Annotated in this window: 23 protein-coding genes; 10 read left to right on the top strand and 13 right to left on the bottom strand. The window is 60.7% G+C overall.

Going from position 1 to position 23,459, the window contains the following annotated elements:
• Nucleotides 1-58 precede the first annotated feature (58 nt).
• Nucleotides 59-1,255 (top strand): divergent polysaccharide deacetylase family protein, encoded by a 1,197-nt coding sequence (locus tag RCCGE510_RS17865; RefSeq protein ID WP_007632214.1) that lies wholly within the window; start codon nt 59-61, stop codon nt 1,253-1,255.
• 26 nt (nt 1,256-1,281) lie between these two features.
• Complete coding sequence (locus RCCGE510_RS17860; protein WP_007632213.1) at nt 1,282-1,815, top strand: RNA pyrophosphohydrolase; 534 nt, start codon at nt 1,282-1,284, stop codon at nt 1,813-1,815.
• A 62-nt stretch (nt 1,816-1,877) separates the two neighbouring features.
• Here the strand turns inward: RCCGE510_RS17860 and bfr are convergent, their stop codons facing one another.
• From bfr to RCCGE510_RS35615, 5 genes are all read right to left on the bottom strand, one after another.
• The gene (gene bfr / locus RCCGE510_RS17855) at nt 1,878-2,363 is read right to left on the bottom strand and encodes a bacterioferritin (RefSeq protein WP_003589587.1); all 486 of its coding nucleotides are present in this window, start codon (nt 2,361-2,363) and stop codon (nt 1,878-1,880) included.
• Nucleotides 2,329-2,727 (bottom strand): (2Fe-2S)-binding protein, encoded by a 399-nt coding sequence (locus tag RCCGE510_RS35620; protein ID WP_085989769.1) that lies wholly within the window; start codon nt 2,725-2,727, stop codon nt 2,329-2,331. Before RCCGE510_RS35620 ends, bfr begins: the two co-directional genes overlap by 35 nt.
• Nucleotides 2,728-2,849: 122 nt before the next feature.
• On the bottom strand, nt 2,850-6,308 hold the full coding sequence (locus tag RCCGE510_RS17845; RefSeq protein ID WP_007632209.1) for an error-prone DNA polymerase: 3,459 nt from the start codon (nt 6,306-6,308) through the stop codon (nt 2,850-2,852).
• Complete coding sequence (locus tag RCCGE510_RS17840) at nt 6,305-7,750, bottom strand: DNA polymerase Y family protein (protein WP_276310659.1); 1,446 nt, start codon at nt 7,748-7,750, stop codon at nt 6,305-6,307. Before RCCGE510_RS17840 ends, RCCGE510_RS17845 begins: the two co-directional genes overlap by 4 nt.
• A 10-nt stretch (nt 7,751-7,760) precedes the next feature.
• Nucleotides 7,761-8,705, bottom strand: a complete 945-nt coding sequence (locus RCCGE510_RS35615; RefSeq protein WP_007632204.1) for a hypothetical protein — start codon at nt 8,703-8,705, stop codon at nt 7,761-7,763.
• Nucleotides 8,706-8,865: 160 nt separating this feature from the next.
• Between RCCGE510_RS35615 and RCCGE510_RS17830 the strand changes: the two genes are divergently transcribed.
• A complete protein-coding gene (locus RCCGE510_RS17830; RefSeq protein ID WP_007632199.1) occupies nt 8,866-9,303 on the top strand; it encodes a metallopeptidase family protein in 438 nt (145 codons plus the stop codon).
• Between the two features lie 26 nt (nt 9,304-9,329).
• Here RCCGE510_RS17830 and RCCGE510_RS17825 read toward each other — a convergent pair whose 3' ends face one another.
• On the bottom strand, nt 9,330-9,536 hold the full coding sequence (locus tag RCCGE510_RS17825) for a DUF1737 domain-containing protein (protein ID WP_007632194.1): 207 nt from the start codon (nt 9,534-9,536) through the stop codon (nt 9,330-9,332).
• The gene (locus RCCGE510_RS17820; RefSeq protein ID WP_007632192.1) at nt 9,536-10,441 is read right to left on the bottom strand and encodes a CoA ester lyase; all 906 of its coding nucleotides are present in this window, start codon (nt 10,439-10,441) and stop codon (nt 9,536-9,538) included. Before RCCGE510_RS17820 ends, RCCGE510_RS17825 begins: the two co-directional genes overlap by 1 nt.
• 140 nt (nt 10,442-10,581) lie before the next feature.
• Here RCCGE510_RS17820 and RCCGE510_RS17815 point away from each other — a divergent pair, with 140 nt between their 5' ends.
• The 3 genes from RCCGE510_RS17815 to leuD all read left to right on the top strand — a co-directional run bounded on the left by RCCGE510_RS17815 (nt 10,582) and on the right by leuD (nt 12,089).
• The gene (locus tag RCCGE510_RS17815) at nt 10,582-10,815 is read left to right on the top strand and encodes a hypothetical protein (RefSeq protein WP_007632190.1); all 234 of its coding nucleotides are present in this window, start codon (nt 10,582-10,584) and stop codon (nt 10,813-10,815) included.
• A gap of 109 nt (nt 10,816-10,924) precedes the next feature.
• Nucleotides 10,925-11,347 carry a glyoxalase/bleomycin resistance/extradiol dioxygenase family protein gene (locus RCCGE510_RS17810; RefSeq protein ID WP_007632188.1) on the top strand — a complete coding sequence of 141 codons (423 nt, stop codon included), beginning with the start codon at nt 10,925-10,927 and terminating at the stop codon, nt 11,345-11,347.
• Between the two features lie 133 nt (nt 11,348-11,480).
• The gene (gene leuD, locus RCCGE510_RS17805; RefSeq protein WP_007632187.1) at nt 11,481-12,089 is read left to right on the top strand and encodes a 3-isopropylmalate dehydratase small subunit; all 609 of its coding nucleotides are present in this window, start codon (nt 11,481-11,483) and stop codon (nt 12,087-12,089) included.
• A gap of 60 nt (nt 12,090-12,149) precedes the next feature.
• Here leuD and RCCGE510_RS17800 read toward each other — a convergent pair whose 3' ends face one another.
• Nucleotides 12,150-13,082 (bottom strand): pyridoxal-phosphate dependent enzyme, encoded by a 933-nt coding sequence (locus RCCGE510_RS17800; protein WP_037079114.1) that lies wholly within the window; start codon nt 13,080-13,082, stop codon nt 12,150-12,152.
• Between the two features lie 170 nt (nt 13,083-13,252).
• Between RCCGE510_RS17800 and leuB the strand changes: the two genes are divergently transcribed.
• Both leuB and lpxE read left to right on the top strand, forming a co-directional pair.
• The gene (leuB, locus tag RCCGE510_RS17795) at nt 13,253-14,365 is read left to right on the top strand and encodes a 3-isopropylmalate dehydrogenase (protein ID WP_007632183.1); all 1,113 of its coding nucleotides are present in this window, start codon (nt 13,253-13,255) and stop codon (nt 14,363-14,365) included.
• A gap of 278 nt (nt 14,366-14,643) precedes the next feature.
• Entirely contained in the window at nt 14,644-15,378 is a 735-nt protein-coding gene (gene lpxE / locus RCCGE510_RS17790) for a lipid A 1-phosphatase LpxE (protein ID WP_007632180.1), read from the top strand.
• A gap of 112 nt (nt 15,379-15,490) precedes the next feature.
• Here lpxE and RCCGE510_RS17785 read toward each other — a convergent pair whose 3' ends face one another.
• The 5 genes from RCCGE510_RS17785 to RCCGE510_RS17765 all read right to left on the bottom strand — a co-directional run bounded on the left by RCCGE510_RS17785 (nt 15,491) and on the right by RCCGE510_RS17765 (nt 21,814).
• Entirely contained in the window at nt 15,491-17,377 is a 1,887-nt protein-coding gene (locus RCCGE510_RS17785; RefSeq protein ID WP_007632178.1) for an MFS transporter, read from the bottom strand.
• A 187-nt stretch (nt 17,378-17,564) separates the two neighbouring features.
• Nucleotides 17,565-18,833 carry an ABC transporter permease gene (locus RCCGE510_RS17780; RefSeq protein WP_007632176.1) on the bottom strand — a complete coding sequence of 423 codons (1,269 nt, stop codon included), beginning with the start codon at nt 18,831-18,833 and terminating at the stop codon, nt 17,565-17,567.
• Complete coding sequence (locus RCCGE510_RS17775) at nt 18,830-19,522, bottom strand: ATP-binding cassette domain-containing protein (RefSeq protein ID WP_007632174.1); 693 nt, start codon at nt 19,520-19,522, stop codon at nt 18,830-18,832. Before RCCGE510_RS17775 ends, RCCGE510_RS17780 begins: the two co-directional genes overlap by 4 nt.
• A gap of 6 nt (nt 19,523-19,528) precedes the next feature.
• Nucleotides 19,529-19,993 (bottom strand): hypothetical protein, encoded by a 465-nt coding sequence (locus RCCGE510_RS17770; RefSeq protein ID WP_007632173.1) that lies wholly within the window; start codon nt 19,991-19,993, stop codon nt 19,529-19,531.
• Between the two features lie 66 nt (nt 19,994-20,059).
• Entirely contained in the window at nt 20,060-21,814 is a 1,755-nt protein-coding gene (locus tag RCCGE510_RS17765; RefSeq protein ID WP_007632172.1) for an alkaline phosphatase, read from the bottom strand.
• Nucleotides 21,815-21,882: 68 nt separating this feature from the next.
• Between RCCGE510_RS17765 and RCCGE510_RS17760 the strand changes: the two genes are divergently transcribed.
• Nucleotides 21,883-22,113: a hypothetical protein gene (locus RCCGE510_RS17760; protein WP_037079111.1), complete on the top strand. Its 231-nt coding sequence runs from the start codon at nt 21,883-21,885 to the stop codon at nt 22,111-22,113.
• A 111-nt stretch (nt 22,114-22,224) separates the two neighbouring features.
• Nucleotides 22,225-23,259 (top strand): aspartate-semialdehyde dehydrogenase, encoded by a 1,035-nt coding sequence (locus RCCGE510_RS17755; RefSeq protein ID WP_007632170.1) that lies wholly within the window; start codon nt 22,225-22,227, stop codon nt 23,257-23,259.
• The last annotated feature ends 200 nt before the right edge of the window (nt 23,260-23,459 follow it).

The raw sequence follows: 23,459 nt of genomic DNA, 5'->3' as shown, positions 1-23,459 counted from the left end.
GCATCTCGCCCGGCCTTGAGCCTTTGTGCTGTTTCCCGGTTTTGGAGCGGGTGAAAAATTGGGAACGGACCTGCATGCGCCTTTGGGCGGCCGCAACCGCAAAACCGGCAGCCGACGTCCGGGTGTTCTGCGCCTGGGCCGTATCGCCGCCAGTCTTTGTCTTTTCGCGATAGGCGGCTTTTCTCTCTATACGGCGTTTCGCGGCGATGGGATCGAACGCACCAAATCACCCGCGGCCGAACAAGTCGCAACACCGCCCTCCAATACCCCTCAGCCACTAGCGACAACCGCCAAGACGCCGGACGGCATGCCCCGCGCCGAACCACGCTCGGGCGCGACTGTCGAACAGATGGTCACTGGCGACGGCTCCGTCGTCACCAAATACAGCCCCCGCCCGCGCGACGGCAGCGGGCCGGTGCTGGTGGATGCCATGCAGATCGGCCAGGATCCGCGCATGGCGGCCCAGCCGAATGAAGCACTGCTTGAGGAAACCCCGTTTGGCAGGCTTCCGATCGTCGGCCCTGATGGCCGCCGCCCGATGGATCAATATGCCCGTCCCTCGTCCGGGGCCCGCGGTGTCCGCATCGCTATCGTCGTCAGCGGCCTCGGGCTCAGCCAGACCGGAACGCAGCGCGCCATCGCCGAATTGCCGGAGGAAATCACCTTCGCCTTTGCCGCAAGTGGCAACAGCCTGCAGCGCTGGATGCAGGAAGCCCGACGCGGCGGCCACGAGATTCTTTTGCAGGTACCGCTCGAGCCGTTTGATTACCCGGCGAATGATCCCGGCCCGGAGACGTTACTGACGACAAAACCGGCCGCCCGCAACATCGAGAACCTGCACAAGGCGATGGGCGAGATCACCAATTATACCGGCGTCATGAATTATCTCGGCGGACGTTTCCTGTCCGATTCCACCGCCATGGAACCTGTCATGCGCGATATCGGCAAGCGCGGCCTGCTGTTCCTCGACGACGGCACGTCGGCGCAGTCGAAGACGGCGGCGGTCGCCAGGGGAACCGAGCTGCCCTATGCCTTCGCCGATCTGCAGCTCGACGGCCAGCTCGATATCAACGCCGTCCTGAAGAAGCTCGACGAACTCGAGCGCATCGCCCGCAAGAACGGCCAGGCGATCGGCGTCGCCTCGGCTTTCGATGAGAGCGTCGATGCCATCGCCAAATGGAGCGAGGAGGCTGCAATGCGCGGCATCGAGATCGTCGGCGTCGCCGCCCTTTCCAGCGACCCCAAAAATCCCTGACACAAATTCCCTGAACGGAGAAGAAGATGAGCCAGGCGCCCGTAAAAGCCGAGGATCTACCCTACCGCCCCTGCGTCGGCGTAATGATCCTGAACCGCGATGGCCTTGTCTGGGCCGGGCGACGCATTCCCGATGGCAATTCGGAATATGACGGCTCGCCGCAGCTTTGGCAGATGCCGCAGGGCGGCATTGACAAGGGCGAGGATCCGCTGGACGCCGCCTACCGCGAACTCTACGAGGAGACCGGCATCAAGACGGTGACCCTGCTTGCCGAAGCAGGAAACTGGATCAATTATGATCTGCCGCCGGCACTGATCGGCATCGGGTTGAGGGGAAAATTCCGCGGCCAGACCCAGCGCTGGTTCGCCTTCCGCTTCGACGGCGACGACAGCGAGATCGCCATCAACCCACCGCCCGGCGGCCACGAGCCGGAATTCGATTCCTGGGAATGGAAGCCGATGCAGGAACTGCCGGGACTGATCGTCCCCTTCAAGCGCAGCGTCTACGACCAGGTGGTGGCCGAATTCCAGCATCTGGCAGGACTGCAATCGGAAGACTGACCGATACGGGATGATCGGATGCGCAACACCGGCCGCCCAGCCGGCCGGTGTTCGTTCGAACGCTATTCGGCTTCGTTGGCGGAATCGGCGTTGAGCTGGCCATATTTGCTCTCGCCGATTTTCCCGAGCAGATCGAGCTGCGTTTCGAGGAAGTCGATATGGCCTTCCTCATCCATAAGCAGCTCTTCGAAGAGCTTCATGGAAACGTAATCGCCGGCCTCGTGACAGATATCGCGCGACTTCTTGTAGGCCGCCCGGGCGTCGTATTCGCCGGCGAGATCGGCCTCCAGCACTTCCTTGACGTTCTGGCCGATGCGCAGAGGCGCAAGGGTCTGCAGGTTGGGATGGCCTTCAAGGAAAATGATGCGCGCAACAAGCCGGTCGGCGTGGTGCATCTCTTCGATGGATTCGGCTCGCTCCTTCTTGGCGAGCTTGGTGTAACCCCAGTCCTCAAGAAGACGATAATGAACCCAATATTGATTGACTGCCCCGAGCTCGAGGAACAATGCCTCGTTAAGCCGCTCGATGACCTTTTTGTCGCCTTTCAATGTCCGCTCTCCTGTTTTCCTCATGGAATTGCTTCAAGCGGGACATGAAATCAAATATTTCGGTCTCCGTCGAGTGGCGACGGGCGTGATACTCCTCGGTCGTCTGAATAATTATCTCGACGACGTTGGGGAAACAGCCGCAGCAACGGCCGCGTTTTTCCATAGCATGATAGACCTTCGCCGGCACGATAAGCTGCCAACAGTCTTCATCGAGAAGGTTGGTGATAACCTCCCGGATTTCCTTGTCGGTTATATAATTGCAGCTGCAGACAAGCACGTCTTCATTCCAAACATGACACTGACTATCGTGTTTTCTGCTAAAGAAGATGGTGACTGTCAAGAAAAAATTCGAGCCCCCCATCAGAGAACAGCGGTGTCCGGATGAGGCCACAGGATTGCGGTTCGAGATTATGCAGCGGTTCCAGGGGGATGAACTCAGGAGGAAATTAAGGTGGCTTGCACGGATCCAGATCGGTGCGTCGCATTTTAGTGGAAGTTGCGTCCGCGCGGCATCACGTCAGCGGTTTCCGCTGCCCCGGAATCGCTGCTTTTGGCAGCCATCCGTTTTGGCAACTCCGCTCTCTCCTGCGCGAGCTTTCTCTGCCGCTGGTCGACACCCGGTCTCAGCACTTCGTCTGCTCGCTCGCAGACGCCGAAACGCCGGGCTTCGCGCTGCAGGATACCGAGCGCCGGCGTCATATCCTCGATATGCTCGACGACGGTATGGATCACCCCGCTCTGGCTTTGCAGCCTGCCGCGGATTTTCACCAGCCGGGCGCCCATCACAACCGAACGGTACTTGTCGAATATCTTGTTCCAGACGATCGCATTGGCCACCCCGGTCTCGTCCTCGAGCGTCATGAAGATCACACCCTTGGCCGAACCCGGCCGCTGGCGCACCAGCACGAGGCCCGCGATCGTCACCCTATGCCCGTTTGCGACCGTCAACAGATCGACATTGCGGGTCACATCAGCATGCCGCAATTCCTCGCGCAGGAAGGAGACCGGATGCGCCTTCAGCGACAGCGAGAGATAACGATAATCCTCGATAACCTGCTCTCCCGGCAGCATTTCCGGCAGCTTCGTTGCCGGCTCGATCTGGAGGTCGAGATGACGGGCTTGCTCGAAAAGCGGCAGCTCCTCGGCCGCGCTCTTCACATCCAGCGCCCGCACCGCCCAGAGCGCGTCGCGTCGTGATAATCTGAGGGACTGGAACGCATCCGCATCCGCCAGTCGCTCGATGACGGACTTCTGCAGACCGGACCGCAGCCAGAGATCGCGAACGGAACCATATCCTTTGCCTCGATTTCCAACGAGCAGCTCCATCTCTTTGTCCGAGACGCCCTTGATCTGCCGAAAGCCGAGCCGCACCGCGTGCCGGGCCTTGATGATCCCGCGCATCTCATGGTGGCGGAAATCGACGGCATTCGGATGGAAAGCGGCCTCTTCCAGACCGCAATCCCAGTTGGATTCATTGATGTCGACCGGCAGGATTTTGACCCCGTGCTCGCGTGCATCCCGCACCAGCTGCGCCGGCGCATAGAACCCCATTGGCTGGGAATTCAGCATCGCCGCGCAGAAGACGTCGGGATAATAGGCCTTGAGCCATGAGGAGGCGTAGACCAGTAGCGCGAAGGAGGCGGCATGGCTTTCGGGGAAACCATATTCACCGAAACCTTTGATCTGGTTGAAACACTGCTGCGCGAATTCCGGAGCATAACCCTTCGAGGCCATTCCTTCGATGAACCGCGTCTCGAAATTGCCGATCGTGCCGGTTCGCTTGAATGTCGCCATCGCCCTGCGAAGCTTGTCGGCCTCCGCCGGTTTGAAGCCTGCAGCGGTGATGGCGATCTGCATCGCCTGTTCCTGAAACAGCGGCACGCCGAGGGTTCTTTCCAGAACCGTTTCCAGTTCCTTGCTCGGATAGTCGATCGGGATATTCTTGGCCCGCTGCTCCCGGCGCTTCAGATAGGGGTGCACCATATCGCCCTGGATCGGTCCGGGCCGGACGATCGCCACCTCGATGACGAGGTCGTAGAACAGCTTCGGCTTCAGGCGCGGCAGCATGCTCATCTGCGCCCGGCTCTCGATCTGGAAGACGCCAAGCGTATCGGCCCGGCCCATCATCTCGTAAACCGGTTTGCCTTCGTCCCCATGCTCCCGGTTGCCGAGATCCGCGAGCGTCTTCTTCACGTCGTAATGCAGTTCAAGCAGCGAAAAACCTTTCCGCAGGCAGGTCAGCATGCCGAGCGCCAGCACATCCACCTTGAGGATCTTGACGTTGTCGAGATCGTCCTTGTCCCATTCGATCATGTAGCGATCCGGCATGGCCGTCTTCATGATCGGCACCACCTCGTCGAGCCGGTCCCGGGTGATGACGAAGCCGCCGACATGCTGGGTGAGGTGGCGGGGGAAGCCGAGAAGCTCGGAGGCATATTTCAGCACGTTCCTGGTGACCGGATCCTTGATGTCGAGACCGGCCGCCCTGGCATCCCTCTCGGAAAGATTATCTTCCGACCAGCCCCAGACGAGGCTGCTGATTGCCGACTGGACATCCTCCGACAGCCCGAAGGCCTTGGCGACCTCGCGGCCGGCCGAACGGGTACGGTAGGTGGTCACCCCCGCCGTCAGCCCGGCATGTTCTCTCTTGTAGGTTCTGTAGATGTACTGGATGACCTCTTCGCGCCGATCGTGCTCGAAATCGACGTCGATATCCGGCGGTTCGTCGCGATCCATCGAAATGAAACGGTCGAACAGCAGCGTGCTCTTTTGAGGATCGACTTCCGTAATTTCGAGGCAGTAGCAGATGACCGAATTTGCCGCCGATCCCCGTCCTTGGCACAAGACCTTGAGGTCATAACGGGCATGCTGAATGATCCTGTGAACCGTCAGGAAATAGGAAGCGTAGTTCTTGTCGCCGATGAGTTTTAACTCGTAATCGATCTGCGTCGCCACCTTGAGCGGAACACCCTCGGGATAACGCCTTGCGGCTCCTGCCCTGGTCAGCCTCTCGAGCGTCTGCTGCGGCGTTTCGCCGGGATCGTTTTCAGGTGGATAATTATGCTCCAACTCCTTCAGCGAAAAGGTCAGTTTGCCGAACAAGGCCTGGCTATTTTCGATCGCACCAGGATAGTCCCGGAAGATCCGGACCATTTCACGTGAATCCTTGAGGTAGCGCTCGGCATTCGGCGCCAGCAGGAATCCGGCTTGCGCTATCTGTACATGCTCCCGGATCGCGATCACCACATCCGAAAGCGGCCGGCGTTCAGGATGATGATAAAGCGGCTGGTTGGTGGCAATCAGCGGCACGCGATTTCGGGCCGCAAGCATGGCAAGCACCGCAAAGACCTGCCTGTCACGGCCGTCATAGGCTGGCGCCAGCGCCATAAAAAAAGCCTTGCGGAACCGTCTCCTAAATCGTTCCAGATAATCTTCCAGCGCCGACTGACCCGCCGGATGATCGATAAGGGTGCGATCGGGAACGAGCGCAAGCATCATCTCGTCCCCCCATTCCATCAGCTCCGCTTCCGTCAGGATGCAGCTTCCCTTGACCGCTTCCTCCTTCAGATTGCCGGCGCTGAGAAGACGGCAGAGATTTGCCCAGCCCCGCCGATTGCGTGGGTAGGCAAGGATATCAGGTGTATCATCGGAAAACACGAGACGGGCGCCCGGCTGAACCCGGATCGGATCGAGAATCGTTTCTTTTTTCCCTTGCTTCTCCGCTTCGGCCATAATCGCATCGCTGTTCTTGTATCTCTCCTCAAGCTGCTCCGCCTGCGCATGCGCCCTGACCACGCCGGCAACCGAATTCCGATCCGCAATTCCGAGACCGCCGAGTCGGAGATGAGCGGCCTGCACGACCATCTCTTCCGGACTGGAGGCGCCTTCGAGAAACGAAAAATTCGTTCTCACGCCGATCTCGAAAAATGCGGACCCGCTCTTCATGCAAACACACCGTGTATGAACCAGAGGGGGTCGAGTTCCCGGCCATAAAAACCGCGACGATAGATCCAGAAGCGATGTCCGGTCTCATCCTCGATGCGGAAATAGTCACGCGCCTCGGCGTCATCCCCGTCGATCCACCACTCCATGGCAATCCGTTCCGGGCCCTCGCTTCTTGCCACCTGATGCTGCATGCGCCGCCAGCGGAAAACCTGCGGCGGACCATCGGGCACTTCGGCAAGCATGATCTCGACCGGCTCCGGCGTGGCAATGAGCCGTAGCGGACGCGCTTGGCGGAAAGGAAGCTGGCTGTCCTGTGCCGCCTTCCGCCTGGGAAGGCCATCCATCACAGGAACCGTGATGACGGCGCGTTCCGGCACATGGCTCTCGCGAAGCTGGAAGCTTTGCAGGCAATCCGCGCCAAGCCGGGCCGAGACGCGATCGACGAAGGCCGAAAGCGAGATTTCTCCCTGGCGGTCGCCCTCGAAATCAGCCTGTGCCTCGTTGAAGGGATCATGCCGCAACACATTCAACCGCAGGATTTCAAAACCATAGCCGGCATCGAGATCGTCATAGACCGCCTGCAATCGCTCGGAAAAAAGCCCGGCAATGAACTTTGGTTCGCGAAGCGGCTGCGAAGCGCCGACGGAGATACGAAAGACCCTACCGTCGACTCGGAACAACACCAGTTCGAACACCCGCCCGCCGGCGCCTCGCGCCTCCAGCGACGGCTGCAGCGACACGGCGACCTGCCTGGTGACGGCAAGGATCTGTTCTTCCGTCCCGATCGGCTCGATCAACCGGCTTTCGGCCGAGAGGCTGGCTATCGGACGCCGGGGCGAGACCGGCTCCTCTTCACGTCCCAGCGCCTGGTCGAGACGCAGAAGCAGCCCCGGGCCGAACCGGCGGGTCAGCGGCGCGCGCGGTGCATCGATGACGTCGCCGACATATTTCAGACCGAGCTTCTTCAGGGCATCGACGGTTCGTCCTTCCAGCCGCAAGGCCGCGACCGGCAAGGGCAGCAGCACATGGTTCGTCTCCTCGTCCTCGATCACGCCGCCTTGCCCGAAGCGCGACGCGGCCCAGGAAAGGCCTGGCGACGAAGAGATCGCCCCGCGCGCATCGAACCCCATATGAAAAAGCCGCGACAGCACATCCTTGAGAAGCGTCTTTTCCCCGCCGAAGAGATGGGCGCAGCCGCTAATATCGAGAAACAGGCCGTCCTTGCCGTCGAACGCCACCAGCGGCGTATAGCGGTCGCACCAGTCGGCAATGGCCTCCAGCAACCGGCGGTCGGCGGCCGGATCCTCTTCCGCGACCTCGAGCATTGGGTACATGGCGCGCGCTTCGGCAACGCCCTGCTCCTTCTTCAGGCCCAGCCTCTCGGCCAACTCGTCCAGGGCCGTCAGCCGCATGGCATTGTTGAGCTTGCCGGAACAGACGATAGGCGGCGTTTCAGGACGCCCTTTCGAACGCCAGGAGAGCCCCCACCGCCTGCGGGCGATGCGGTCCGTTGGCAGATGCGGGAAGCTGAGCGCCAGAATGCGTTGACTGTTCGCCTGGAGGACGAACGAGGTTTGGTTCGGCGACGGGGAGAAATTCGCGTTCATGGGGGTTCCACTCCAGAAAAAAGGAGAGCGGGGCCGGATTGCGGCTCTTCTCCAGCGTGAGACGGAAAATCGGATTGCCGACACTGCCGGAAAGCTTCGATCCATCCGGCAATGGCCGCAGACCGGACGGGGCCGGTTCGACATGCAGACGGAAGGCCGCGCTGCTTGCCTCCTCCGCTCCCGCTTGACGGACAATAAAGAGCGGGCGGCCGGCAGCACGCGCCCGAAGACTAAGCCTGCGGCTTTCGGTCAGGCCGAAATGGGCCGGATTGCCGCGCACTTCGAAGATGACGGCCGAGAAAGCAGCGCTTTCCACCGCGGTCTCCACCAGCCAGAGTGCCTCGTCCAGCTTGCGCGGTGCCGCATGGAGAAACCGCTCCGGGCTTAGTCCGAAATCCAGAAGCCCAGGGGCATAGGGACGACCGGCCTCCAGCGTGCCGACAGCATCGCCGATCCAGAGGAACGGCGAAAGCCTGCCGGCATCCGCTTCCTGCTTCTGCAGCCGCGCGGCGACAGCCATCGCCAGCCCGCTTGCCGCACCTGCATCGCGAGACAGAGCCGAGCGGAATTCGGTGATTGCATCGAGCGGCAGGCCGCCTTCCAGCCCCTCATCAAGACATTCCACCCCAAACGCCAGTGGCGGCAGAACGCGTCTCCGAGGCGCCTTGCCGCCTTCCGCCAGGGTTTCCCGCTCGGCCGCCGCAAGCGCCGGCGCGGGCTTTCCCTCCAGTCTGGCGATGGTTTCGCGGAGCGCAAAAAGCCGCTCGCGCGCCAGGGCGTGCTGCGCCATGGCGTTCTCCAATTCATCTTGTTCCTGTTATGTTCTTATAGATTCCAGAGAGCCAATGAAGAGTCAACGGCCATTTTATATGAATTTATTCCTGCCTTTGATTCCGCACTCGAAAATCGGCGATAAAGGTTCTATATGGCCCGCAAAGGAAGGATTATTCATGGCCCGCATAGACCAGAGCGATGATTGGCGGGACCGCCATGCGCCGACGATAAGCGCCTTCGAGTCGCTGGCCATGGAGGCCTACAGCCATCTGCCGGAAGAATTCCGCCAGTTGACCACCAACCTGACGATCGAGATCGAAGATTTCCCCGATGACGACGTGTTCGAAGACATGGCGCTGGAAACTCCTTTCGATCTGCTTGGTCTTTTCGAGGGCAGGGGCATTTCCGAACGTTTCACCGTGGAAACCGGCGAGATGCCCAACCGCATCCGCCTCTACCGCCGCCCCATTCTCGATTACTGGGCAGAGAATGACGAGACGCTCGGCGACATCATCACCCACGTCCTGATCCACGAGATCGGCCACCATTTCGGGCTGAGCGATGATGATATGGAGCGGATCGAGGAAAGCGCCGAGGAAGCCGCCGAGCGCTGATATCGCGCGTTAGGCGGAACGTGCTACTACTGCTCGGAGAGCTTCATCTCGGGATGATAATCCTTGCCTTCGACGGTCTTGACGACGGCCTGGCCGCACTGCATCGCGCCGGTCGCGGCATTGAAGGCATAGGTCGGCGAGCCCTCCAGCAACCAGCCCTTGTTGAGGGCGGCGGTGACCTTATGGCAGAAGGAAGCATCGTCGGGACCGGTCAGGAAGCGGTAGAGTTTCATCAGGCGGGCTTTCTTGCAGAAATCAGGCGAGCTTTATGAACCAGAGCTTCGGCCTGGACAAGATGCAGCCGCTCGATCATCCGCCCACCGGAATTGATGACGTTCAGACCTTCGGCAGCGGGGTCGGCAAAGGCTGATATGATCACCTCCGCTTCCGCAATCGCCGCAGGATCCGGGCCGAAATGGCAGTTGGCGGGCTCGATCTGCGTCGGATGGATCAGCATCTTGCCGGCAAAGCCCATGGCCCGGCCCTCTAGGCATTCGGCATCGAACCCCTGCTCGTCCCTGAAATCGTTGAAGACGCTGTCGATCGCATCGAGCCCGTAAGCGCTGACCGCCAGGACGACCTGCATCAGCCACGGCACGAGATAACTCCGCCCCGGCTGCGCCATCACGCCCGTTTCCTTGCGAAGGTCGTTGAGCCCGACGACGAGGCAGTCGAGCCGCGAGCCCGTCGTGCGTCCGGCTTCCGCGATTGCCGCTGCATTCAAGATACCGCGCGGAGTCTCGATCATCGCCCAGATGCGCAGATCGTCCGGCGCATCCGCTTCAAAGAGAAGATCGCCGATATCAGTGATATCCTGCGGTTCGTCGACCTTCGGCAGCAGCACGGCATCGGGACCAAGCGCCGTCACCAGCTCCATGTCGGCCGGGCCGAAATCCGATGACAGGCTGTTGATGCGGATGATCCGCTCCTTGTTTTCGAGCGGTCGATCCGAAAAGAAGCGCCTCAGGTTTTCCCGCGCTTGCCCCTTCTTTTCCGGCGCCACGGAATCTTCGAGATCGAAGATCACCGCATCGCAATCGACCGTATGGGTCTTTTCGAGGGCGCGCAGATTGATGGCGGGCACACTCAGCACCGAACGGCGCAGGCGGGCGGAACGGGTCGCGGGGTTTCGGCTCATGGCCGAATTAGTGCCAAGCTTTGAAGGCCGAAGCAAGCAGTCCGCCCGGGAACGACCCGCAGAACAACAAAAAGCCACGCTTGCCTTGCAGAGAGGAAAGAGAAGGACCACATTCCTTTCCGAAGAAAGGTCTCAAACCCATGCAAAACATTCGCTCCATCTTCTTCATGCTTGCCGGCGCCACCGTTTTCGTGGCCATGCTGGTTTTCACCTTCTCGGTGACACTTGCCGTCGGCGGCATCCTGACCGTGCTCATGGTCGGACGCGCGCTTTCGATGAAGATGAAGCCCGTTCCAGTCCGCGCCAAGGCAAACAACGGTAAGCCGGAGATGCGCATCTGGAACGACGGCCGCGGCACGATCATCGATCTCTGAGCAGCTCACGCTTAAAAAACCGACCGACACTGTCGCATCATGTTTCCATCATACGTCTTAGAGGCAGCCGGGCATTCTGCCGGCGCTTTAAAACAAATGGAGGACGAACATGGATGCGACAACGGAAAACAATCCAGTCAAGATGCCGCCGGTCAAGAATGGCCTGCTTCCCTATCTGACGGTCGGCGGTGCCGTAAAAGCCGCGGAATTCTACAAGAAGGCCTTCGGCGCCGAAGAAGCCTATATCGTGCCGGTCGACGAGAGCGGCCGGACGATGCATGTGCATCTTTATATCAACGGCAGCTCCCTCATGCTGTCGGATGCCTATCCCGAATACGGCCATCCCTTCAAAGGCCATGAAGGCTTCGCCATCCAGCTGGTTATCGACGATATCGATTTCTGGTGGGAGCGCGCGGTCGCCGCCGGCGCCGAGGTCGTCATGCCGGTCGAACTGATGTTCTGGGGCGACCGCTACGGCCAGCTTCGTGATCCCTATGGCGTCCTCTGGGGCCTGAACGCGCCAACCAAATAACGAAATACCCACATTGGCAGGTCGCGCGAAACGTCGCGTGGCCACCACCTTTCAAAGATTCTCCTTCATTTCGGCGGAAAACTGGACTAGATGCAAAATCAGGAAGTAGATTTGCTGAAATGGAGCATGGGTCATGGATAAATTCGTGAAGCTCACGGGCGTTGCCGCGCCTCTGCCGGTCGTCAACGTCGACACCGACATGATCATTCCGAAGGATTATCTGAAAACGATCAAGCGCACCGGCCTCGGCACCGGCCTTTTCGCCGAAGCCCGTTATCACGAAGACGGCTCCGAAAATCCCGATTTCGTGCTGAACAAGCCGGCCTACCGCGATGCCAAGATCCTGGTTGCCGGCGACAATTTCGGCTGCGGCTCCTCGCGCGAGCATGCGCCATGGGCGCTGCTCGATTTCGGTATCCGCTGCGTCATCTCGACCAGCTTCGCCGACATTTTCTACAACAACTGCTTCAAGAACGGCATCCTGCCGATCATGGTCAGCCAGGAAAATCTCGACAAGCTGATGGACGACGCCTCGCGCGGCTCCAATGCCATCCTGTCCATCGACCTTGAGAACCTCGAGATCACCGGCCCTGATGGTGGCTTGATCAAGTTCGATCTCGACGAATTCAAGCGCCACTGCTTGCTGAACGGCCTCGACGATATCGGCCTGACCCTGGAAAAGGGCAGGGCGATCGACAGCTTCGAAAAGAAGAATGCCGCTTCGCACCCTTGGGCGGCTTGAGCTGCTTCAACTGGTTTTAGATTAAGCCGGGTTTTGCCCGGCTTTTTCTTTGATCTCAGATCAGAGAAACTTCTCTTTCCAGACCTTAAGCTTTTCGAGCGACACGCCGATGCCGCCGCAGACCTCGATCAGCGGATTGTTAAAGCGGGCAAGCAGCCCGGCACGCACATCGGCGACGGCCAGTGCCGCACCACAGGCCGGCTCGACCAGAATGCGCTGCGCATCGGCAAATTTCAGGCAGGCGGCAACGGCATCGGCGTCGCTGACGACAATGCTTTCGATCGGATGCTGGTTCGGCAGATCGAAGACGTGCTGCGCCACCTGCCGCGCGCCGAGCGAAGTGGCAATCGAGGTAATGGCGGCAAGGGTGATCCGCTCCTTCGCCTCGAGGCTGGCGTTCAGCGAGGCCGCTCCTTCGGTTTCGACGGCGATCACCGGCACATCGGAAAGCCCGTTTCGCTTCAACCCCTCGACGATGCCGGCAAGCAGCCCACCGCCGCCGACGCTGGTGACGACGCAATCGAATTTGACACCCTTCGCCACCACCTCGTCGATCAGCGTCGCATGGCCATCCCACAGAAGCGGATGGTCGAAGGGGTGCACATAGGTTGCCTTGCGGCTCAGGGCGAGTTCGACCGCATGGGCATTGGTTTCGTCAAACACCGAACCATGAACGAGCACTTTCGCGCCGGTTGCGGCAATCGTCTGCCGGACATCGGCGGCCGTCGTCTCCGGCACGACGATGGTGACCGGCACACCGAGCGCCCGGCCGGCGTAAGCCGCGGCAATACCGGCATTGCCGCCGGACGCACAGAAGATCTCGCGCGCACCATTTTCCACCTCATGCTGGCAAAGCCGGCCGACGCCGCGCAGCTTGAAGCTGCCGGAAGGCTGCAGCGCATCGAGCTTCAGCCAGAGCGGCTTACCGCTGGCACTGTAGCCAGGGGCTGTCTGAACCAAAGGCGTATCGTGATGGAGAGGTGCTGAAGGCATGGGAAACATCCGCGGACAAAAGGGTGGGCTGGCCGGTTTTAATCCTTTTGCGGGCACAGGAGCAACCGTCACAGCTCAACGCGAAGCGTACCGATTCATCGCTTCTCTCGCTTGAAATGCCGATTTCCGGGGTCTAAGAAACCGCAACTTGTTTTTCCCAGGAGGGTTTCATGACTGTGCGCAATCTTTTCCTGCTGCCGGGTGACGGCATCGGTCCCGAGGCCATGGGCGAGGTCCGCAAGATCATCGCCTATATGAACGAGGCGATGGATGGCGGTTTCGTCACTGACGAAGGCCTTGTCGGCGGCTCTGCCTATGATGCGCATGGCGCGGCGATCTCGGAATCCGATATGCAGAAGGCGGTTGCCGCCGATGCCGTTCTCTTCGGTGCCGTCGGCGGCCCGAAATGGGATAGCGTCCCTTACGAAGTGCGCCCGGAAGCCGGCCTGTTGCGGCTGCGCAAGGATCTGCAGCTGTTTGCCAACCTGCGCCCCGCCATCTGCTATCCGGCTCTTGCCTCGGCCTCGTCGTTGAAGCCGGAACTGGTCGAAGGCCTCGACATTCTGATCATCCGCGAGCTGACGGGCGGCGTCTATTTCGGCGAACCGAAGGAAATCATCGATCTCGGTAACGGCCAGAAGCGCGGCATCGACACCCAGGTCTACGACACCTACGAGATCGAGCGCATCGCCGGCGTCGCCTTCGAAATGGCCCGCACGCGTCAGAACCGCGTCTGCTCCATGGAAAAGCGCAACGTCATGAAATCAGGCGTGCTCTGGAACCAGGTGGTGACCGAGACGCACAAGGCGAAATATTCTGACGTCCAGCTCGAACACATGCTGGCCGATGCCGGCGGCATGCAGCTGGTGCGCCAGCCCAAGCAGTTCGACGTCATCGTCACCGACAATCTCTTCGGCGACATGCTCTCCGACGTCGCTGCCATGCTGACCGGCTCGCTCGGCATGCTGCCGTCGGCCTCGCTCGGCGCGCCTGACGGTAAGACCGGCAAGCGCAAGGCGCTTTACGAGCCGGTGCACGGCTCGGCCCCCGACATTGCCGGCAAGGGCATCGCCAACCCGATCGCCATGATCGCCTCCTTCGCCATGTGCCTGCGTTACTCCTTCAATCTGGTGAAGGAAGCCGACGATCTGGAAAAGGCGATCGCCAACGTGCTCGACAAGGGCATCCGCACCGGCGACATCATGGCCGACGGCGCAAGGCAGGTCGGCACCGTCGAGATGGGCGATGCGATTCTCGCCGAGTTCAAGGCGCTTTCCGCCTGATATTTCACGTGAAACAGTTCCGGCCCTTCGCATCCCGGATGCGAAGGGCTTTTTCATCCAGAGCCGAGAAGCCGCAACCCGCTCGGTCGAATTCTCCGAAACGGACTATTCTCGGCCACAATCTCGTGTATTTTTGCGCCGGATTTCAGCGAGCGCATAACCCCAAATCGGAAGCGATTTTCGCAAAGGATTATGCGCCAATTCAAAGTTCGACAGCGTGTTTTGCATGTCCGGAAAGACGTGCGGCGCTGTAGGGCGAATTCGAACGGACGACGGTAATGCGGGCATTTTGGGCTTCCCTGGACAGGCGCTGGCGCCGAAGCGGCGTCGGCATGCCGCCTTTGCGATGGCAGGCCTGCCTCTTCATCACGCTCAATGCCGTGATCCTCTCCATGCTGCTCTTCGATGCGCCGATCGGCGCCAGCGAAATGCCCGCGCCGGTGAAACATCTCGGCGAGTTGATGACCGGGTTCGGCGATTCCGCCTGGCTGATCTACACCAGCATCCTGCTGTTTTTTCAGGGCCGGGCGGGCTACAAGCTTGTGAAGACGGCACGCTCCAAGGCGCAGGCACTCTATGTCAGCTGGATCGGCGCCTATCTCTTTACCACGGTCGTCTTCTCCGGGCTTCTTGCCAATCTGCTGAAGCGGGCGATCGGCAGGGCGCGTCCCGATCATTTTCACGACTACGGCATGTTCTCCTTCACGCCCTTTTCAGGCCATGCCGCTTTCGAAAGTTTCCCATCCGGCCATTCCACAACGGTCGGCGCCTTCTTCGCCGCCTTTGCCCTGCTGTTTCCGCGCTACCGCATTGTCTTCATCGCCGGCGCCATCTGGCTCGGCATGACGCGCGTCATGGTCGGCGCCCATTATCCGAGCGACGTCATCGCCGGCCTTGCCTTCGGTGCCTGGTTCTCGCTGCTGACGGCGATCATTTTTGCCCGCTGCGGCCTGCTGTTCAAACTGATGCCGGATGGCTGGCCGCTCGCCAAGCGCCTGTTTCCAACTGCATAAATCAAAAGGTTTCAGCGTCCTTTGCGTGTCTCAAAAAGACACGGCGCTATAATATGAAAGGCCCGGCGCCTTGTGAGCGCCGGGCCTTTTTTCTCAAGCACCGAAGCGCCGTTCAATCCATGGCATTGATATCCCTGTTCTTCGTTTCCGGCAGGAAGAGCAGTCCGATCACCAGCGTGATCGACGCAAAGACGATCGGGTACCAGAGACCGTAATAGATATCGCCCGCAGCCGCGCTCATCGCAAAGGCCGTCGCCGGCAGCAAGCCACCGAACCAGCCGTTGCCGATGTGATAGGGCAGCGACATGCCGGTATAGCGGATGCGGGTCGGGAACAGCTCGACCAGCAGAGCGGCGATCGGGCCGTAGACCATCGTCACATAGAGGACGAGCACGAACAATATGGCGATCGTACCGGTCCAGTTGACGCGGGCAGGGTCGGCGGTCATGGCGAAGGTACCGCCATTGGCGACGTTGTAGACCGCCATGTCGGTGACGCCATTGGCCTCATCCGCCGTCAGCAGCTTGGTCTCGACCAGCTTGGCGGCCGGTAGGGTTTCCTTCTCGCCGGCGCGCACGGTATCGGCATTGAGCGACAGTTCCGGATTGGCCGCGATGAAGGCATCGAGCTTGGCATCTGGCACCTTGGCGGCGCCGCGCTTCAGCGGATAGCCGGCATCGTGGAGCGCGATGTTGACGCCCTTCTCGAAGGCGGCGGTCATGCCCTTGGCCTTGTCGCCGGCGGCGACGACGTCGAAGCTCGCAATCGTCCCGTTGCCGACCTTCACCGTTGCCGGCTGCCCGGCGGGACCAGGAACGACGTCATAAGGCACCGAATTTTTCGTCAGGAATGACGTTGCCACGTCGCAGGAATTGGTGAACTTCGACGTGCCGGTCGGATTGAACTGGAATTTGCAATCCGCCGGATCGGCCGTAACCGTTGCCCGGATCGAGGCCTGTGCTTCGGCAAGCGCCGGGTTTGCCGTCCAGGTCATCGCCTTGAACAGCGGATTATAAGTCACCGCCGCGATGAGAAGGCCCGCCATGATGATCGGCTTGCGGCCGATCTTGTCGGAGAGGCCGCCGAAGATGACGAAGAATGGCGTGGCGAGGAAGAGCGCGATGGCGACCATGATATTGGCCGACTGCAGGTCTACCTTCAGGACGTTCTGCAGGAAGAACAATGCATAGAACTGGCCGCCGTACCAGACAACCGCCTGGCCCATGGTGGCGCCGAGAAGTGCGATGATCGCAATCTTGGCATTTTTCCATGTCCCGAAGGCTTCGGTCAGCGGCGCCTTGGAGCCCTTGCCTTCCGCCTTCATCTTCTGGAACGCCGGCGATTCATTCATTTTCAGGCGGATCCATACAGAGACGCCGAGCAGAACGACCGAGACCAGGAACGGAATGCGCCAGCCCCAGGCGGCGAATTGAACCGCGCCCATCAGATATTGAACCAGGACGATGACGATCAGCGACAGAAACAGGCCGAGCGTCGCCGTCGTCTGGATCCATGAGGTGAAATAACCGCGGCGCCCGTTCGGCGCATGTTCGGCGACATAGGTGGCAGCACCGCCATATTCACCGCCAAGGGCCAGACCCTGGAGCAGGCGCAGCGCGATCAGGATGATCGGCGCAGCAATGCCGATAGTGGCGGCACCCGGCAGGATACCGACCAGGAAGGTCGACAAACCCATGATCAGGATCGTCACCAGGAAGGTATATTTGCGGCCGACGAGATCGCCAAGACGGCCGAACACCAGCGCACCGAAGGGACGCACCAGGAAACCGGCGGCAAAGGCGAGCAGCGTGAAGATGTTGCGCGTCGCCTCGGGATATTGGGTGAAATAGGTCGCGCCGATATAGGTGGCGAGCGAACCATAGAGATAGAAATCATACCATTCGAAAACGGTGCCGAGCGAAGAAGCGAAGATGACCTTCTTCTCCTCCCTCGTCATCGGACCGGCCTTCGCGCCGTCGATGCTTGCGACATTTGCCATTGTCTGTCCTCCACAGAGTGATGAAAACGCGCGCGACCTGCTCTCCTCAAAGCAGACCCCTGGCCGCGACACGCCTGACGAGAGTGTGCCAGAAACGACAGATCAAAAAGAGAGAGGCTTTGGGATTATGACTTTAGTCTAACGGTGGCGAGCTTTGGTAGCCAGCAGAGCGATCCTCCCGCCCTGGTTACGCCCTCAGCGCTTGCGCTGGCGATTGCCGGTAGGCAAGCACCGCCGGCAGCGCGGCAAGAAGTGTGGCAAAGGCGAGCAGCACCGCCGCAAGCCCGGTGTCTTGACGGGCAAAGCCGACCGGCATGGCGATCCCGCTCGTTTGCGAGACCATGGCGGATAGGGTCAGCGCCGCGGCATAACCGAACGCGAATCCGAGCCCGATGCCGACTGCCACCAGGAAGAAGAATTCCAGCCAGACGATGCCGAAAATCGCGCCGCGCGGAGCGCCGAAGGCCCTCAGCGCGCCGATCTGGCGGCGGCGCTGGCCGATATGGATGACCGTGACCAGCACCAGCGAGGCGGCAACGAGAGCTTGCGCACCGGCGGCGACAGCCACGAGGATCTGCTTGGCGTCGCCGAGCGTGGCGTAGAGATTGGTCAGCACCTCACCGGGGAAGACGGCGACGGTATTGCCGCTGCGATAGTCCTGCCGCAGCTTGTAGGCATCGGCGATCGTCTTCGGCTTGACCAGAATGGCGGGAAGCCCGGGAGCATCCGTAGCCCAGTTCTCGTCAAGGGCGGCATCCGGGTCGATCTCGCCGTGATGCTCATGCTGATCGTGATCGGCGCCCGCGTGCTCATGATCGCGTCTGGCCGCCCCGGCGCCTTCATGCCCGCCCGCCCCCAGGCCATGGATATGCCAGACAGCCTGGACCGGAACCAGAATGGCCCGATCCCAGGCGGTACCCGTCGGCCGCAAGCGACCGGCGATATGATAGACGAGTTCGGTATGGGTCTCGCCGCCCTCTTCCACGGAGCCGTGCATCGGCTTGATCTCAGCCCCGAGCGACAGCTTGACGGCGGAGCCGATGACCGCCTCGCCCTCGCGCGCGAAAACCTTGCCCTCGGCGAAGCCGCCGGCGAGCTTATCCGCCAGCGTCACCGTCGTCCCAACGATCGGATAGCCGGAGAAGGAATCACCGAAGCCGATCGGCGCGGCCCAATCGACGCGCGGATCGGCGGCAAGCCTGGCCAACACCTCGCCCGGCATCAGCGGCAAAGGTGAGGGCCGCAGGAAGACGGAGGACAACACCAATTGCGTCTCGCTGCCGCCGGCACCGATGACGAGATCGAACTTGTCGGCGGCGCGCGCGCTGCCGAGACGAAGCGCCCGCTCCTGCAACACGACGCAAACACCGAGCGCAGTCGCCAGCGCCACCAAGAGCACGACCACCAGCGACCCCGCCCAGAGGCGGCGAAGATCGGCAAGGATGAAGCGGATCATGCAGCCTCTCCCGCCATTGCCGCCGAATCGTCGACGATCCGGCCGGAGCCGAAGATGATGCGCCGGTCGAGTCGACTGGCCAGGCGTTGATCGTGTGAAACGACGATCAGCGTGCTGCCTTCGGCAATGGCAAGATCAAGGATCAGATCGCCGACTGTCTCGCCGCTTTCGGCATCGAGGCTCGCCGTCGGCTCGTCGGCGATGATGACGCCGGGCTTGCGCAGCAGCGCCCGGGCGATCGCCACGCGCTGCATCTCGCCACGCGACATGGTTTCGATCTTCTGGCCGGGGCGGGAAAGACCGACCGTGCTCAAAAGCGCATGCGCCCGCTCGATGACGGCAGCGGTCGCCGCACCGGCAAGCCGGGCCGGCAAAAGCACATTTTCCGCCGCCGACAGGCCGGGGAAGAGATGGAACTCCTGCATGACCAGGCCGATGTTGGCGGCGCGGAACCGGTCACGCCGGCTTTCCGAAAAACTGGCGATATCCTCGCCGTTCCAGCGGATACAGCCCTGGCGCGTTCGCTCCAGCCCGGCAACGATGTTGACGAAGGTGCTCTTGCCGGAGCCGGACGCGCCTGTAATGGCGACCCTGCTGCCGGCAGCGATCGACAGGCGGCCGATCGCCAGCGCCGGCGAAGACAGGCCCGGGAAGGTGACATCAAGATGTTCGATAAAAAGAGCGAGCATATCGGTTCAGACGGAAAAATATTCGGCCTGGCGGATGCGCAGCAGGCTGACGAAGCCGGTTTCCGGTTCTGTCCAGGAGCCGTACTCCAGCGTGCCGCGCACTTCGATCATCTGGCGCGGCTGCACGAAGGTCTGTTTCTCCAAGAGATAGACGACGACGATATTATCCGGCCAGTCCGCATCCGAGGAGCAGAAGGGGCAGAGCGACATCGGCACTTCGGTGAGCACGAAGAACTGCGCCTCGGCCTTCAGCGGCGGCGCCATGAATCCTTTCATGCCGATTTCCTGGCCGGCGAGGCGCTTCACCTTGTCGGAGAATTCGAGGCCGAGCACGCCGAACTTGCCGTAGAGCTCGTCGAAGGAGAGCGAAGCGTCGCCAGCGCGAACGGCGGAAGCGGTAAAGGGAAGAAGCGCAACGGCGGCACCGATCAGCCGGCGGCGGCTGAGATGCAGCGAAGAGAATATGTCCATGGCGACCTCCAGGAAGCAAATCCCGGCCGCTGAACGGCCGGGACGATGATCGAGATCAGCTTCGGATCAGTTCGTCTGCTTGGCACCGAGCGCGAAAGTATCGGCAAGCACCCGATAGACGTCGCTCTGTTCCATGTAGCCATGGAACTCTTCCGAGCCTGGTCCTGCCGACTGCAGGACGACGTCGTCGACCGCATGGACGCCGCTCTCGCTGCCCTTCGGAAGGTTGCCCTGAACGAAGACCGCGCCGGGAACATCCTTGTACTGCTCGTTGGCGACATATTCCTTCTTCTCGTTCTGGACGGCCGGAACGAATGGACCGTCGAGCTTCGGACGGAAGGTCTCGTAGTGGTCAGGGCCGTTATTGGCACTCAGGAACAGGCGGCGGCTGACGTCGATCCTGTCGGGATAACCGTCGCCGTTTTCGTCCTTGTAGTTCGGGAAACCAGCCTCGGCATAGGTGCCGACCTTTTCCCGCATTTCCGTGCCGGGCTTCTCGTCATCGACGGTGCCGATGATCGAGACACCATGTGTATGGTCGCCGGTGACGACGATCAGCGTATCGGGATGCGCTTTCTGGAATTCTCGGGCAACGCCGATCGCCTGGTCGAATTCGATGGTTTCGACCACGGCGCGATCCCAATCGAGCGGATGGGACATCTTGTCGATCGAGGAGCCCTCGACCATCAGGAAGAAACCATCAGGATTTTTGGAGAGGCGGTCGAGCGCAACCTTGGTCATGGCGACGAGACCCGGCTGGTTCGGGAACTTGTCGACGGTGCCCTTCTTCAGGAACTCGCGGTCGAGCGTGACGTCCATGTTGCCGGTGTGGAAGAGACCGAGGAGATTGCCTTCGGCCGATGCATTGGCTGCGAGCTCGTTCTTGTCGGTCGCAAGCTTGTAACCGGCATCCTGAAACAGCTTGATGTAGTCCTGGTTGTCCTTGCGCTTGGAACCGGCGACCTCCTTGCCGAGGAAATAGGCCGAGCCGCCGCCGAGCAGGACTTCCGGCTTGACGTCGAGCAGCATGCCGACGACGTCGGCCTTGTCATTGCGGTTGCGGGTATGGGAAACAACGGCGGCCGGCGTCGCGTCTTCGACTTCGGCGGTTGCGACGATGCCGATTGACTTCTTTGTCATGCGCCGAACGGCTTCCGCGAAGGTTTCGACACGCGGGTCGTCCAGCGATGCCGGCGTACGGTCAGCGTAAACGCCGATCGCGTTGACGGCCGTCTTATGGCCCGTCATGTAGGCCGACATGGTGTTGGCAGAGTCGGTGGCAACGGCATTCGTCGCCGAGGTACCGATAAAGGCCATGCGATCGAGATCGTCCATGTTCAGACGGCCATTCGCCTTACCTTCGGTCATGCCCTTGGACATGATGCGGGCGGCGGTGCGATGCGCAACGGAAAGACCGTCGCCGAGCAGGAAGATGATGTTCTTGGCTTTCGGCTGACCGGCGGTTTCGTAAACGTTCCAGGTGACGGATTTCGTTTCGTCGCCGGCGACAACTTCGACCTTATAGTCGCCCGAAGCGGAAATCTTCAGGCCGCGCAGCAGGAGAGCAGAGCCGAGAGCCTTGTCATCCTTGCCCTTTTCCAGCTCGACGAACTGCGCCTCGACCCCGAGGACGGTCTTGTAGTCCTGGCCGTTGATCGTGATCTTCACGTCTTCGGGCTTGACCTGCTTGTTGAGTTCGACCTTGAAATCGAACGGCGAACCGGCAAGAATCGTCGCGCGATCGAACGGATAGATCGTCGTCGCCTGAGCGGCGCCCGCAAGGATGGTGGTGGCCGCAAACGCGGCAAAAATCGTACGCATGGAAAACCCCCGTTTTCGTTGCAGACAGTAACAACCGGGCCGGGATATCTCTCGAGGATGACAGCGGCATGACAAAACGTCGCACCATTGGGCAGTCGCTTTCGCCGTCCGGCTCTGATCGCAAAAACCTTGACTCCTGTGGAAAACCTTCTAAGAGCAACAACGGAAAAGGAATATCCATGGTTCACGACGAACACGCCATTGCCGACCGCAATGACCGGGCACAGTTTGCCGGGGTGGATATTGCCGTTCCGGTTTCTGCCAAAACCAAGGCCAAAACGACGACGAAAACCGTCTGACGTCTCTGGCCTGCCGCTCTCTCCCCGGCTCGGCTGGGGACAGGAAGACGCGATCCGTCGCGCCTTTCCCCTCACCGGACCAGAGGAGAGAAGAGAAAGAGAGCTTGAGAAATGGGTTTCAAAGTAGCAGTTGCGGGAGCGACCGGGAACGTCGGCCGGGAGATTCTCAACATCCTCTCCGAGCGGGGCTTCCCCGCCGATGAGGTCGTGGCGCTTGCCTCCTCGCGTTCGCAGGGTACCGAAGTTTCCTACGGTGACCGGACGCTGAAGGTCTCCAATATGGAGAATTACGATTTCTCCGATACCGACATCTGCCTGATGTCGGCCGGCGGCGAGGTCTCCAAGAAGTTTTCGCCGAAGATCGGTCAGCAGGGCTGCGTCGTCATCGACAATTCTTCGGCCTGGCGTTACGACGCCGACGTGCCGCTGATCGTGCCGGAAGTGAACCCGGATGCCATCAGCCTGTTCACCAAGCGCAACATCATCGCCAATCCGAATTGCTCGACTGCCCAGCTGGTGGTGGCGCTGAAGCCGCTGCATGATTTTGCCAAGATCAAGCGCGTCGTTATCTCGACCTACCAGTCGGTCTCCGGCGCCGGCAAGGACGGCATGGACGAGCTCTTCAATCAGACGCGCGCCGTTTTTGTCGCCGATCCGATCGAGAACAAGAAGTTCACCAAGCGTATCGCCTTCAACGTCATTCCGCACATCGATAGCTTCATGGAAGACGGCTACACCAAGGAAGAATGGAAGGTGTTGGCCGAGACGAAGAAAATGCTCGACCCGAAGATCAAGGTAACCTGCACGGCGGTGCGCGTGCCGGTTTTCATCGGCCATTCGGAATCGGTCAACATCGAGTTCGAAAACGAGATCACCGCCGACCAGGCCCGTGATATCCTGCGCGACGCGCCGGGCTGCCTCGTCATCGACAAGCGCGAGGACGGCGGCTACATCACGCCTTATGAATCCGCCGGCGAGGACGCGACTTACATCTCGCGCATCCGCGAGGATGCGACGGTCGAAAACGGCCTCAACATCTGGGTGGTCTCCGACAATCTGCGCAAGGGTGCGGCATTGAACGCCATCCAGATCGCCGAGCTGCTCGTCAATCGTGGCCTTGTCAAACCGCGCAAGCAGGCAGCCTGATACCATTTGTAAACCATAACATGCTAAAGCCCTGCTGACGAAGGCAGGGCTTTTTGCCGAACCGTAAGCGCCCTTATCCATAAGCGCTTACTAAGGTGATCGTGACAAGATCGCCTTCGGCTGGCATTCTGCCTGGCGTCAAGCCAAGCTATGCCGCCCGAAACCGATAGCGGTTTTGGGACAACGGCATGAATAGGACA

This window comes from Rhizobium sp. CCGE 510 (assembly GCF_000292525.1).
GTDB lineage: Bacteria > Pseudomonadota > Alphaproteobacteria > Rhizobiales > Rhizobiaceae > Rhizobium.
This window is presented reverse-complemented; position numbering and strand designations above follow the sequence as displayed.